This is a genomic window from Bradyrhizobium sp. LeoB3 (genome assembly GCF_055456055.1).
Map to the genome: position 1 here is coordinate 1 of NZ_JBVBEF010000153.1, position 11,403 is coordinate 11,403.

Sequence of the window (11,403 nt, forward strand, 5' to 3'; positions counted from 1 at the left end):
CCGCGACATCGACCAGCTACTGCCCTGGGCCTACCGCGCTCAAGCCCTCAAAGCCGTGGCCTGAGAACGACGCTTACATCCTCACCACGAAATCCGGCTTGCGATAGGGCGGTCGAAGGAGGCCGCGCGTTCCCGCAAGTACCGAGCCGCACATAGCACCGGACGCCCGCGAGGACGTCCGAAGTCGGAGGGGCCGAAGCCGTGGATTGCGGCTGGGATCTCCCGGCGCACATGGTTCCGCCGACAAGCCGTCGCCAAAAATGGCACTGAAAATGCGTCACGGCCCTTAAATAATAATATGCAGCGTGACGGAATTTCGGTGCCACCGCATGACGAGGGACGCCAAGAGGCGTCGGCCTCACGGCCTAAGCGCCGCCCTGCGGGCGACGCTCTCTTGGGAGAGAGTCGTGTAATTAAGGATTCCGGCGATGGGCGTGCGTTGGCGCGCGCCGGTTATCAAGCCAAAGATTCCATCGGATTCACCTCCGATATCCCGTCCAACAATCAATCATTGGCTTGGCTACCGGACGGACCTGACGGTCCGATCCCAGCACCCGTCTTTTTAGAAGAAGGGCCGATAGGGAATTCGGGGGCAGCGCGGAAACCAAGCAAGACGCGGATTCGGTCGACGTTCTGGCCGACACGGCGCCAGCGCCAGATCGCAGTCGAGCACGGCATCTCACCGGAGCGCATCAAGAACCTGTTTCAGGCATTCACGCACTTCCACCAGTCGCAGAGGACGTACTCGGCCGATTGGGATGCATCATGGCGCAAGTGGGTCACCCGGCAGATCGAGATTGACGACAAACTGGCGGCGATCAATCGGACCTGGAGGGCAGCATGAGCGCTCCCGCCATTCGATGGGGCTACAAACCAAGCCATATCCCTAAAACGATCAGGCCCGCTCCAATCACAAGGATCAGCACGTCGGTCAACAGCCAACTCGGTAATCGCCCATTGTCCCCAGTCATACGCACATTGTGCCAAGTGATGGAGATGGTGCCTATGACCCAGCTCACACTCCACCCCCGATGCACTCCTGAATCCGCGCTGCCCGTTAGTCCCTCACGTCGCCTATCGCGCCCAGCCGTACAGGGACGGACAGCGTGCGGGGCAAGGGCTAACCAGCGGCCTCCGCATCAGTCGCAATCGGCCCTCTACAATCCCCATCCATGCGCGTTCTGTCGCTGGCCGGTGTTTCTCGACGCCGACCCGACCCAACGCACCAGCGAGCGCCGCAGAGGCGGCGAGAGGGCGAATTCCGCGGAAATTTCCAAGGTACCTTTTGGCGTGGAACCGGACTGCGGCGCGATGCGGCCCGATAAATCCGCATATTTGGGCAAAGCGCCGTTGCGCTTCCTTTCCCAGGATCCAGACCGTGACCTTCCTGCGATACCCTCGAAAGGGGTTCCGATATCGACCGCGCGCCCTGCGCCGGGCCGTTCTCTCGATCCTCGGCCAACGCGACCGGCTTACGGCGCAAGAACTGGCCGGCATCGCCTTCACCGCGGGACGTCCCGTCATTCGCCCGGGGCACCGATCGCCGACCGACAGCGAAGTGTCATCGACACGCCGCGCGCTGCGTCACCTCGTGGCCGTCGGCAAGGTCAGGACATGCGGTCGCCTTCGTCGCGGCTCCCGACAGCGCTCGCGAAATATCTACGCCCTCACCACGGAGATTTAGCCAAATGAGCAAGAGACCCAGACGCAAGGGCGCCACTCGCGCCGAGTTCGCGGCGCATGTCGGGCTAACCCCGCAGCGAGTCGGACAACTGATCGCCGAGAACGTCATTCCGCTCCACGCGGACGGCTCCATCGACCGCGATGCCGGAAGGTTGGCGTACATCGACCGGCTGCGCACCGACGCCGGCCGCTCGGACTCAGCTCAGCGAGTGCAGGACGTGCGCGCCGAAGTGTTGAAGTTCAAGCTGGAGCGCGAGCGCGGCGAGTATTGGCTTGCTAACGCGGCCGAGGCAGCATTCTCGGAAATTTTCGCCATGTTCCGATCAGAGCTGGACGGTGTGCCCGCGGCGAGCACGCGCGACTTGGCGCAGCGCGCAGTCATCGCGAAAAATCTAGCCGATGTGTACGCGCGCATGGATAACCGCCTCGCGGCGATGGAAAGAACCTTCCGGAACGCCGGCGAACCGCCCGATGATGACTCTGACGAGGGCGAAGACGAGACGAAGGGCGCGATCGTGGGGAGGCCGCGATGAAGCACGAGCCGCTCCTGGCTGCCGGCGACATCCGATTCACCACGGACATGCTCCGCGTCCGCCTCAACGAACTCGCTGGCCGTATCCGCAGAGATCCGGACGCGTATCCTCCGGTGAAACGTGATGACTTGATCGAGCGGGCGATGTCACCGGGGGCGCGCGTTGGCGACGTTACCTCGGCTGCGGTGTTGGTGCGCGCGTTGGCGTTCGCATCCAATCGCGAACTCAGCGAGTCGGATTCTAAGACGCTCGAGCGCCTTGGTCGCCGGATTGAAGAATTGGACGAGGGCGATATGGTCGCGGCGATGCTCGCGTTTGTTGCGTGTAGGGTGCGACTATGACCGACGAGGAAATCACCTCGAAGCTCGAGGCGCTAAAGGCCACGATCGAGGTGATACTTGGCGAAATGAGACGCCCGGCTCCAGTCGCTACGCGAGGCGCCGCCGCGCCTGGTCCGTTTATCACGCCGGGGCAAGCGTCAGGAATTTGTGGTCGGAGCGAGTCTCAGATCCGGCGCGATTGCGAAGCGAATCCGACCGATGCCGGCGGCTTCGGTCAAAAGGTCGGCGGTCGGTGGCTCGTCAGCGAGCCTCGCTATCGAGAGATGCGCGGCAATGCGCGAATGCGCGTTTGAGGTGCTCATCCATGCGCGTTTGCGCGTTTCGTCGATAGCTGAGCGGCCAGTCCCGTGAGATTATTTCTGCGTCGGCGGGTCAGACAGACAGCCCGTCGATTCCTTTTGCTTGGTTTGAAGACTACGGGGCGGCGGTGTCAACCGTCGCCGCCCCGTTTCCAGACTCGATGACTGGTGGTGCTGCAATTCGATCCGTACACCGGGAAACAAAACAATGACTAAGATTTCTATCGCGAAACAGCTTGACGCCGCGCACGCCGATCTCGAGACGATAAACGAGGTACTGACGGCACTCGAGGCGGAGAGGGGGGCAGCCCTCAGAACGTCTGCAGACTTTGCGAAATGGCGCTCCGCCTACGAGAACGCCGAACAAGAGCGCAACGCCTGGTCCTGCTCGTTGAGAAGCTTGCGGCGGATCTGGAGCAGGAGAAGGCTGATGCCGCCCGTTCTGCCCAGTCGGCCCGCCGTGCCGCTCTCGAGAAGCAAACCACCGCGCTGGCTCGCAGGATCACGGAGGAAGGCGCCAAGGCGGCTGCAGTGCTGGTGCAGCTAGCTGAAGAAGCCAAGGTCAACGCCAGCGCCGTCGACCTGCTCAACCGGGAATTGGCGGAGGAGGAACAGCTTTTGCCAGCCGAGCATCTCGCGCGCCACCGGGACCCGGCGCCGCGGGAGAATCTCGATGAGAAGCTCGTGGATCTGTGGGTTTTCGAGCGTACCGGCGAACTGGTCTCGGATCAGGATGCCGTGCGTGCGCACTCGTACGAGCGCGGCTTCATTCCGGCTACGGGCGTGAGTCTCAACTCCACCCCGGTAGTCCGTCAAAGGTTTCGGCAGATCACTTATCGCGAGGCCGGAGAGCGTGAATGGGCCGAGCCGCTTGCTTCGGTGTTGCGGCTGCCGCGGTTCGATGCCCCCGGTATGCTATTTGATCACGGTCACGCCCTGGATCCAACGCCGCGCCGTGAGCTGGTCGAGTTGATTCCCGATAGCAGCGCTGCCGCCAAGCCGACCACCGAGGCCGTCTGATGCCCGAGCACGATTTCACTCACAGCCCGCCTTTCGAGCACGAACTATCCGTGCACCCGGCGCAATGCATAGCCTGCCAGCGCCGCCCCTCCGCGGAGGATTCGCACGAAGTTCAGGCGATCGAAGCGGTAGGAGTGCCGGCCTCATCGATAGTGGTCCCGCCGGCGATTGCGCGAGGCGGCGAACCCAAACTGGTACACGCACCTGTCAACGTGAAGATCGACATCGCCGCGATCTACGCCAAGCGCGCCAGCGACGCCGCCGCAGCCCGCAGAGGCATCGTCCGCAGTCCGGAAATTGTTCCCAGCAAGATGATTGACGCTGACGAGGTCTACGCGAGGCGCCGCGCCGACCTTCGCGCGAACCAAAACCGACATCAGTCACCGCCGGCAAGCGCAGCGTCTCTGTAGCCGCCGGCGTCCTGCGCGGGAGCGGTCACAGACTCCCGCTCCCGCGCCGCGAATTCAGTCAAACCGCGTCCGTCATCATTGGCGAGGGCGCCTGTCGCAACGCTCGCAGCCTGGTCGACGCCGGATGAACGCGACCAGGCTGCACATTGTGAGGGACGGTTACAGATGGCGAACAAAGCCCCGAAGGTAACGGTGAAGCTGGCGCGCATTTGTGCGGATCTTGGAATCGAGATTGTTCCGGTTAACGCCACCCAGCCGGGGCCGGGGCAAACGACAGCGAAGTCGACACTGCAACGAATCCTCAGGGATCACGGCGAGGGGCACCTCATCCAGTTACTGCGCACCTTTGTTGAGACTGAGAATAGCGTCGGCGCGCGCATCGATGCATTCGCGCTCTATGCCATCAGCGACCTGATGCTAGCACATTCCGAATGGGCGAACAGCGGCTTGAGGTGGCTGGAGATCTTCGACCGCATTGACCTTGGAGAGATCCAGAGGCAAGCGAAGGCGAACCGTGACGCGGTCCCGCAGAGGCAGGGCATTGCCACGATGTTGTATCGAGAGCTGAGCGGCGCGTTTGCTGGGCATCATCCCGTGGCAACCGCAGAGGAGAACGTTGTGCCGATTGAATCAGATCTGATCTATGGTACTCGGGCCATTGCTGACTTCCTTGGCATTCCCTTGCAGCGCTGCCGGGAGCTGATCGTCGGAAACGGAATCCCCACTTTTGTGATGCCCGGCTCTACGACGCGCTGTGCTCGCAAATCCGCGTTAAATGCTCGCTGGCAGGCGCTCGAGGAAGCGGCCACCCCGCAAACGAGCGCGCCACCATCGAGATAACGCGAAGTTCAATTTTCTCGATGGTGGCGATCGAGAAGATCCGAGCCTGCAGCACTCGCCGCAAGTATCCGCCTCACGGCCAGTGACGCTAGACCGACCACAGGTTCGCAAGCGGATTGAATGTAAGCGAGACTCCGCTCTATCCGCGCTTCGGGCCATCCGTCAGCTGGGCTTACCAATGCGGAAGCGACGATGAGAATGCCGGTTGAGGAAGATCCAGCGCAGCTATGGCAAACACGTGGTCCACTTGAGCCGAGACCCCGAACAGTAGAAGTGGCGCTGTAGAAGGTCTGTAACAGTGGCCGCCATTTCTAGGATGTCGCGCTGCGCCGCCGTAATTTGATCAGATCTGGCTCATCTTCTTTGTAAGTGCGATGCGCTGCGTCGAGACGACTGTCTTTCGTGTCGGGTGAAAACCACACCGAGCGAAATGCGCGTTTCTTGTTGCGGTGCGTCTAAGCATTGCCTTAGGTCATAATCCGGAAGTGCCAGAATTCACTCACCTTTTGCTGGTGAGTGAATTTCTGCATGTGCAGGAACGCTGCCTCGTGAGTTTGCATTGTCCATTTGTTTTCCATTTGTTGTGAGGCCAATCATGCGTTTCATTTTCAGAATGGTCGCGATTGCGGCAGTCCCGGCTTGGATGGTGATACAAACGGAACCTACTGCAGCACAGAACTTCGATGAGAGATGGTCCATCATTCCAAAGGCACACGCAGAACCAGTTCCCGAGGCACGCGACCAGTCTAAACAGGATTCGCAAACGCAACCTCCGGTCGGAGCAGAGCCGTTCCGCGGTTCGGAAGATCGCTCAGCGACTCGTTCTTCCAACCGAGTATTTTCCGGAAAGGCCTCCTACTATTCGTATCGGACAGGAAAGACAGCGAGCGGCTCTTCGTTCAACCGGAATTTAGTGACTGCAGCCCACCGCAGCCTGCCGTTCGGCACGCGAGTTCGCGTCACCGATCTTGAGAGCAACAGGTCGGTAATCGTTCGTATCACCGACCGCGGACCGAGGGTTCGTGGCCGCGTCCTCGACCTTTCGCTCGGCGCCGCGCGCAGCTTGGGGATTACGGATCGTGGCGTAGCCCAAGTCCGCGCTGAGCTACTCTAGCTTGTTCCTGCTTGGGAAAGTCTTACAACCGCAGCAGGCATGGAAAGACACAAAGAATCAGGAGATGAGAAGCGGGTGCATCGCCCTTCGACGCAGTCTCCAGCATCGAGCGATGGCAGGACGATCGATTTGAACTGTTGGCCTTGCGGTTGCGCTACAGGTAGCGCTTGGCGACCAGAAGGAAACACAGCACGCCACTGGTTACGGCTACGATAGAAGCGCCATTCCAGAAGCTACGATTGGCGGCTGTCCAGAATGGAAGCCGGCCTCTATTCAATTTTGGAGGCATCTTGGCTTTCATCTGCGTCCTCCAACCACTCATATGCAGGCCCGTGCTTACGACGTAGCCTCGGTTCGTGAACAATTGGTTTCTGATCGCGTAGCTTTGGGATAGCCCCTTGAGGGCCTCGGGATCCAAGTTAGATTTGGCACGGGGGTAATTGCGGCGATCACAACGGCCAAGCAGATCCAGAGCTATCAGGCCACTATAGTCGGACGGGCAATCTGATCCTGATGGGCGACGCGACTGGTACTAGGACTCATTCGGCCGCGTGGAGCGCACGTCCCCATCGTGGCCCGGTCGAGCTGCACCTCACCGTGGCGAAGTTGCCGCAAGAGGATCACCGGGAGCCTCAGGATTTCCGCTGTCAGCGGTAGACCGGACTTGCCTCGCGCGGTCCTCGACCGCTAAAAATGGACGAAGTCCTGCGTTTCGCCTGAGAGCCGGAGAGCTGATGCTGCGCGGCAACACGCAACTCACTCGAGTTCAGCTTCTCTGGGCCCTTTGAAGACATGCCGTGGCAGCTGAGGACGTCCGCTTATTGGGGAAGACCGGAAGTGGCGACCGTGCGGCTAGAGCGACGCGAATGACAGCGCCTAAGAGGCCTGTACTTTCTTCCTCTCTCGCTCGACTTCCTCCGCATCCTTGTCGTCGATGTCCATCAGCTCATTGCTCGCGTGACGGGTAGCTTTGAGGAGTTCATCGAGCTTCGCGTGAATAGCTTGAGTGTCGCGGTGCTCGGCCCGCTGGATCACCAGGGTCATGCCCCAAGTGGCGAGCGTGGCTATTGAGTGCCATTCCAAGCCGCTCCCGAACGTAATCCAGGCGATAACGTACAAGCCGAAGATCGCAAAAGCTATTGGACGTGCAGTGAGCACTCCTAACTTTGTCAGCCAGGTGCGGACGCTCTCGGAAAACATAACGCGAGGAACGTCTGTAATAGATCGAGGTTCCAAGGTGCGCTAGTCGGCCTACTGCGGCCTATCCGCCACCGGATGCGGTAGCGGCCCGGCGTGGTGTAAAGTGCGGACGCGCGGAGAGAAACCTTTCGCTAGGCCACTCTTAGCTTTTCTTGACCCCAGGATTGGGAATGAGCGCACCGGGCACCACAACGCCGTTCTCGATGGTCGCATAGCGGCAGTTATTCCAGCTCTTTATTGTCAACAATGCATTGGCGCCAACCTGCTGGAACAGAACTGCACCCCACCCGAACGGCTTAACGAAGAACACGTCGTCGCAATACACGTCGATGTGGGCCGGAGTATCGGCCACAACGCGCAAGCCGTATGGCCCACCATTGAACATGACGTTTTTGAGGGTGATCGTGCCACCCCAATTGTCAGAGACCCATACTCCCGCCGTGGCCGCCTGATTGTGAGCGACAATCGCAGTGTTCGTGAGAGTGAGCGTGCCGCGACTTCCGGGCGAATATGCCTGGATAACATCGGCATGGTCGTCACCCTGCCCGGTTGCCTCAAGATAGCAACCATCAATCACGAACGTTCCACTGCCACCAATGCGCACGCACTCGCGCGAATCGACGCGGCAGTTCTTGATGGTTGCGCCATTGCTGGTCAGAATCGATGCAAGAGGGCCGGTCGCCGTGATGCTCTTATTGGCGAGCGTCCCACCGCCGGGAACCGCGACCGCGCCCGAGTTGACGTTAGCACTGAATCGCGCGTCGTTGTACGACAGCGGGATGGCGCCAGACGGCTGCGCGGCAGCGGTGCGAACCGCTAATGTTTGGACCGCAACCAGACCGCCGACATCCCGCGCTCTGGCGGTGAGGGTAATATTGGCCATTGCAGCAAAACCCTTCAAAACATGACGACGAAGCATGAACTTCCCCTTTGCAAAGATGCGGCCGGCCAAGGATATAGCCCTTGGCAGCCACAATCATCTTGAAGGAGGAGCGCTCGTCAAGCCGGGATGGTGAACACGAACTTGTCGGTCGTGCCGTCCTTCGGGCTGAGCGGCTTGATCACGCCGTCAACCATGACCTCCATCGAATAAACAGGCGCGGCGTCGTCATCCGCGTGCAGCGTGTAGGTCACGACCGTACCGGGGTTGTAGCCACCGGCGGGCTCCGCGATGTCCGGGGTGATGGTCAGATTGCGCGGCGCCTCGTTGCCGCGAACGACGAGGGTGCCCCTCGATGTTCAGACCTTCGTCGTCGACCGCATGTCCAGTGATAACAAACTGTCGCATTCCAATCTCCATTAGTTTGGATTGAGAAGGTAGCCTTATGGCGAAGCCAGCGCCGCTCCGGGGACAATCACCCCGTTCACGATCGTGGCGCCCCGAACATTCGTCCACTCAAGGACGTTCAGCGTCGCGCCGGCGCCCGGGGCGCGGATGTCATACAGGTGGAAGAAGTCTGTGGATCCGTTCGGGGATGGCGCGAAATAGACGTTTCGGAAGCGAATATTCGTTGTGCTGGAGTCGGCGAAGATTTGGTCCCGTCCCAGCAGTGGCACAACGTGGGCTATCTCAAGCGGGCAGGGGTGACGGCAGCCCACCGCGGTCACGGGCTCCAACTCCGGTTCTTCCGTGTCAGGGAGCGCCGCGCGCGCCGCATCGGCTGGACGCACCTGATAAGCGAGAGCACCGATACGGTCTACAGCGCGAACAACTTCATCAAGGCTAGGTTTGAGATGTACGACCCGGTCAAGCCTTGGGCCTTCAAGAATTCGATTTACTGGATAAAGGCCATAGGAGCCTCATAAACGGCCGCCTGTAAGCGTTCTGAGCCCCTCCGCCCCAAGATGGGCTGGAGGGGGCTCTTTTCGCGTTTGTAGGGCGCCGCTGCGGGTAGGGAATACTCGATCGCGAATCCTGAGCACCGGCCACTCAACCAGCCGCGACATCAGGGCGCCAAACAGAACCGCCGCAATGGTGGTGACCACGGCTGCCATCACCCAATGCAAGGCGTTTCCCTCTTCCACCCGCACACTGGCAAAACGGTGGACGAACCCGATCACCGTCACATGCCAGAGATAGATGCTGTAGGAATACACGCCGACCCATGCGAGCCCCGCCGCGATGGGTCCGGCCAGTTTCAAGTGCAGCGTCCCGATCAGAAGCGCCGCCGCGGAGATAGTGATGAACGGAATGATGCGGTTGATCGGGACGCCGTCGAAGGTCGGCAGCGGGAGGGCGATGACCGCGAGGGCGATGAGCCCGATGGCTATTAGGGGCCACCTCCACGCGTGGAACGCAAGGAAGCGATTCGGAGAGAATTCCGCCAAGGCGCGGACACCAACTCCGACCAAAAGAGCGTCAGCCCAGAGATGCGTGGCTGCCATCGTCTCGGCGCTGATGTAGGGATCCCCAGATGCGGCGTAGGCCGCCCGCAACACGGTCGCGAATACCGGTGCCAGTAGGCACAGTGGCGCGATCCACGGCATCAGCCCGAGCCGCACGATGGCGAGGAGCAGGAACGGCAGCGCGATATAGAAATGCTCCTCGACCGCCAGGCTCCAGGTGTGCAGGGCCGGGTTCGGGCCGACGTAGTTCTGCAGAAAAAAGACGTTCGGCCAGTAGTCGGACACGAGCGACGAGAGCGGCGAACTCCCCTTCAACAGCGGCATCGCCACCAGGTAGGCCAGAAACACGAAGTAGGCCGGCCAAATCTTCAGGCCTCGGCGAATCAAGAACCGGCCCACGTCTATGGACCCATGGCGCTGGACCTCGGAGATCAGTAGCCCGCCAACAAGGTAGCCGGACAGCGTGAAAAACAGAGGCACGCCGAACCCGCCCCATTCGTGCCAAGCCCACGCGATCGAACCGATAATGCCGTCTGGCGCTTGGATTTTGAGATGCGCGCCGATGACGAGCAGGATGGCAAACGCTCGGATTACGTCTAGCTGGACTGATCTACCCCGCATTTAATTCCTGTGTAATTAAATCTAAAATATTAAATTAGTGACTGGGGATTTAATTGTCTAGTGGCCCGAGCCCAGTTGTGCGCGGGGTCCCACTATGGAACAATGCGTTAAAAAGCCGACGTGAAGCGGCAGAATTGTTCATTTTGGGGCAGGAAATGATTGTAAAAGGGCAGAGCGTCCGGCTCAACGAGCTCGGCCTGAAATTTTATGCTTCTAACAAAGGTGCTCCGAAGCGCGGCCAATTTAAATGGGATGGCCGCATCGGAATAGTGGTCGCGGTGACCAAAGACAAAACCAGGGCCAGGATTATCTGGGGCGGCAACAACAGTAGATCCGACGCGGTGCCGATCAAGTTTCTTGAGGACGCATCCTGAAGCCGCTGTTTTTATGAAAACGATACCTTCACCCTCTCAAAGCCCGGATGGCTCCGGTTCTTCACCCTGATCCAATGGTTACAACGGCCGGCGCAGTAGGGGCGTTCCTTGTGCTTGGAGACAAGGCCCTCCAGGCCAATCTCGCAGGCCGCTCGGAACAGGTCGGGGCCGATCTCTCCTTCCTCAAAGGGCGCGGCATGGATGCCGTCTACGCGCCTTGCCAGAAGGTTACAAGGTTTGCCTTGCGCATGCTCAGGGGCAGCTTGCGAATATCGTCTCCGTCCGACACCAGCATATCGAAGGCGTAGAACTGGACCTCATCATCATGCCGGCGAGAGTGCAGGCCATTGAAGTCCGACCGTCCGTCGACGCCTAACAAGACAGCCTCGCCGTCGATCACAAAGAACGAATTACGGTTTCGTAAGGCGGCTTCTCGAATCAGCGGGTACCGGCCAGACCAATCATTCCCGTTTCTGGTGAAGAGGCGGACGGCCTTCCCTCACGTTGAATAATCAGCCTGTAGCCGTCATGCTTGACCTCGTGGAAGTTCTGTGCGTCAAGTTCAGCAAAATTGATCATGGGGTCCGGCCAAGCCATCCCCTCGGAGCCGCCGTCGCTCGCT

General features: G+C 60.2%; 17 protein-coding genes. 10 read left to right on the top strand and 7 right to left on the bottom strand.

The genetic code is table 11. The annotated features are described in order from the left end of the window. The first annotated feature begins 439 nt into the window (after positions 1 to 439). The 7 genes from ACZXDY_RS42375 (at position 440) to ACZXDY_RS42405 (ending at position 5,126) form a co-directional block, all read left to right on the top strand. The gene (locus ACZXDY_RS42375; RefSeq protein WP_464349581.1) at positions 440 to 844 is read left to right on the top strand and encodes a hypothetical protein; all 405 of its coding nucleotides are present in this window, start codon (positions 440 to 442) and stop codon (positions 842 to 844) included. 844 nt (positions 845 to 1,688) lie between these two features. Further along, entirely contained in the window at positions 1,689 to 2,216 is a 528-nt protein-coding gene (locus ACZXDY_RS42380; protein ID WP_464349582.1) for a hypothetical protein, read from the top strand. Beyond that, entirely contained in the window at positions 2,213 to 2,557 is a 345-nt protein-coding gene (locus ACZXDY_RS42385) for a hypothetical protein (RefSeq protein ID WP_464349583.1), read from the top strand. The genes ACZXDY_RS42380 and ACZXDY_RS42385 overlap by 4 nt, the downstream gene beginning before the upstream one ends. Then, complete coding sequence (locus ACZXDY_RS42390; RefSeq protein WP_464349584.1) at positions 2,554 to 2,850, top strand: hypothetical protein; 297 nt, start codon at positions 2,554 to 2,556, stop codon at positions 2,848 to 2,850. The genes ACZXDY_RS42385 and ACZXDY_RS42390 overlap by 4 nt, the downstream gene beginning before the upstream one ends. A gap of 342 nt (positions 2,851 to 3,192) precedes the next feature. Beyond that, complete coding sequence (locus ACZXDY_RS42395) at positions 3,193 to 3,876, top strand: hypothetical protein (RefSeq protein WP_464349585.1); 684 nt, start codon at positions 3,193 to 3,195, stop codon at positions 3,874 to 3,876. Further along, positions 3,876 to 4,286, top strand: a complete 411-nt coding sequence (locus tag ACZXDY_RS42400) for a hypothetical protein (protein ID WP_464349586.1) — start codon at positions 3,876 to 3,878, stop codon at positions 4,284 to 4,286. The genes ACZXDY_RS42395 and ACZXDY_RS42400 overlap by 1 nt, the downstream gene beginning before the upstream one ends. 165 nt (positions 4,287 to 4,451) lie before the next feature. Continuing rightward, positions 4,452 to 5,126 (top strand): hypothetical protein, encoded by a 675-nt coding sequence (locus ACZXDY_RS42405; protein ID WP_464349587.1) that lies wholly within the window; start codon positions 4,452 to 4,454, stop codon positions 5,124 to 5,126. A 495-nt stretch (positions 5,127 to 5,621) separates the two neighbouring features. On the opposite strand, the gene ACZXDY_RS42410 is transcribed toward ACZXDY_RS42405, so the two are convergent. Further along, positions 5,622 to 5,828 (bottom strand): hypothetical protein, encoded by a 207-nt coding sequence (locus ACZXDY_RS42410; protein WP_464349597.1) that lies wholly within the window; start codon positions 5,826 to 5,828, stop codon positions 5,622 to 5,624. Here ACZXDY_RS42410 and ACZXDY_RS42415 point away from each other — a divergent pair. After that, positions 5,770 to 6,240 (top strand): septal ring lytic transglycosylase RlpA family protein, encoded by a 471-nt coding sequence (locus tag ACZXDY_RS42415; protein WP_464349595.1) that lies wholly within the window; start codon positions 5,770 to 5,772, stop codon positions 6,238 to 6,240. The genes ACZXDY_RS42410 and ACZXDY_RS42415 overlap by 59 nt on opposite strands. A gap of 876 nt (positions 6,241 to 7,116) precedes the next feature. Here the strand turns inward: ACZXDY_RS42415 and ACZXDY_RS42420 are convergent. The 3 genes from ACZXDY_RS42420 to ACZXDY_RS42430 form a co-directional block, all read right to left on the bottom strand. Beyond that, positions 7,117 to 7,440 (bottom strand): low affinity iron permease family protein, encoded by a 324-nt coding sequence (locus tag ACZXDY_RS42420; RefSeq protein WP_464349588.1) that lies wholly within the window; start codon positions 7,438 to 7,440, stop codon positions 7,117 to 7,119. 142 nt (positions 7,441 to 7,582) lie between these two features. After that, the gene (locus ACZXDY_RS42425) at positions 7,583 to 8,392 is read right to left on the bottom strand and encodes a hypothetical protein (RefSeq protein WP_464349589.1); all 810 of its coding nucleotides are present in this window, start codon (positions 8,390 to 8,392) and stop codon (positions 7,583 to 7,585) included. A gap of 47 nt (positions 8,393 to 8,439) precedes the next feature. Beyond that, positions 8,440 to 8,574 (bottom strand): hypothetical protein, encoded by a 135-nt coding sequence (locus ACZXDY_RS42430; RefSeq protein WP_464349590.1) that lies wholly within the window; start codon positions 8,572 to 8,574, stop codon positions 8,440 to 8,442. 426 nt (positions 8,575 to 9,000) lie between these two features. Between ACZXDY_RS42430 and ACZXDY_RS42435 the strand changes: the two genes are divergently transcribed. Further along, positions 9,001 to 9,246: a hypothetical protein gene (locus ACZXDY_RS42435; protein ID WP_464349591.1), complete on the top strand. Its 246-nt coding sequence runs from the start codon at positions 9,001 to 9,003 to the stop codon at positions 9,244 to 9,246. Here ACZXDY_RS42435 and ACZXDY_RS42440 read toward each other — a convergent pair. Continuing rightward, positions 9,241 to 10,407, bottom strand: coding sequence for an acyltransferase family protein (locus ACZXDY_RS42440; RefSeq protein ID WP_464349592.1), 1,167 nt, complete (start codon positions 10,405 to 10,407; stop codon positions 9,241 to 9,243). The genes ACZXDY_RS42435 and ACZXDY_RS42440 overlap by 6 nt on opposite strands. Before the next feature lie 77 nt (positions 10,408 to 10,484). Here ACZXDY_RS42440 and ACZXDY_RS42445 point away from each other — a divergent pair, with 77 nt between their 5' ends. Next, the gene (locus ACZXDY_RS42445; protein WP_464349593.1) at positions 10,485 to 10,781 is read left to right on the top strand and encodes a hypothetical protein; all 297 of its coding nucleotides are present in this window, start codon (positions 10,485 to 10,487) and stop codon (positions 10,779 to 10,781) included. Positions 10,782 to 10,989: 208 nt separating this feature from the next. On the opposite strand, the gene ACZXDY_RS42450 is transcribed toward ACZXDY_RS42445, so the two are convergent. Then, on the bottom strand, positions 10,990 to 11,223 hold the full coding sequence (locus ACZXDY_RS42450; protein WP_464349596.1) for a DNA ligase-like domain-containing protein: 234 nt from the start codon (positions 11,221 to 11,223) through the stop codon (positions 10,990 to 10,992). Then, positions 11,220 to 11,403, bottom strand: a 184-nt coding sequence (locus ACZXDY_RS42455; protein WP_464349594.1) for a hypothetical protein, incomplete at its 5' end; no start/stop codon positions are given. The genes ACZXDY_RS42450 and ACZXDY_RS42455, both read right to left, overlap by 4 nt.

What these genes read in the sequence shown, in the direction of transcription:
- ACZXDY_RS42380 (WP_464349582.1), top strand. Translation starts at nt 1,689, where the DNA reads ATGAGCAAGAGACCCAGACGCAAGGGCGCCACTCGCGCCGAGTTCGCG.
- ACZXDY_RS42385 (WP_464349583.1), top strand. Translation starts at nt 2,213, where the DNA reads ATGAAGCACGAGCCGCTCCTGGCTGCCGGCGACATCCGATTCACCACG.
- ACZXDY_RS42390 (WP_464349584.1), top strand. Translation starts at nt 2,554, where the DNA reads ATGACCGACGAGGAAATCACCTCGAAGCTCGAGGCGCTAAAGGCCACG.
- ACZXDY_RS42395 (WP_464349585.1), top strand. Translation starts at nt 3,193, where the DNA reads ATGGCGCTCCGCCTACGAGAACGCCGAACAAGAGCGCAACGCCTGGTC.
- ACZXDY_RS42400 (WP_464349586.1), top strand. Translation starts at nt 3,876, where the DNA reads ATGCCCGAGCACGATTTCACTCACAGCCCGCCTTTCGAGCACGAACTA.
- ACZXDY_RS42405 (WP_464349587.1), top strand. Translation starts at nt 4,452, where the DNA reads ATGGCGAACAAAGCCCCGAAGGTAACGGTGAAGCTGGCGCGCATTTGT.
- ACZXDY_RS42415 (WP_464349595.1), top strand. Translation starts at nt 5,770, where the DNA reads ATGGTGATACAAACGGAACCTACTGCAGCACAGAACTTCGATGAGAGA.
- ACZXDY_RS42410 (WP_464349597.1), bottom strand. Translation starts at nt 5,828, where the DNA reads ATGATGGACCATCTCTCATCGAAGTTCTGTGCTGCAGTAGGTTCCGTT.
- ACZXDY_RS42420 (WP_464349588.1), bottom strand. Translation starts at nt 7,440, where the DNA reads ATGTTTTCCGAGAGCGTCCGCACCTGGCTGACAAAGTTAGGAGTGCTC.
- ACZXDY_RS42440 (WP_464349592.1), bottom strand. Translation starts at nt 10,407, where the DNA reads ATGCGGGGTAGATCAGTCCAGCTAGACGTAATCCGAGCGTTTGCCATC.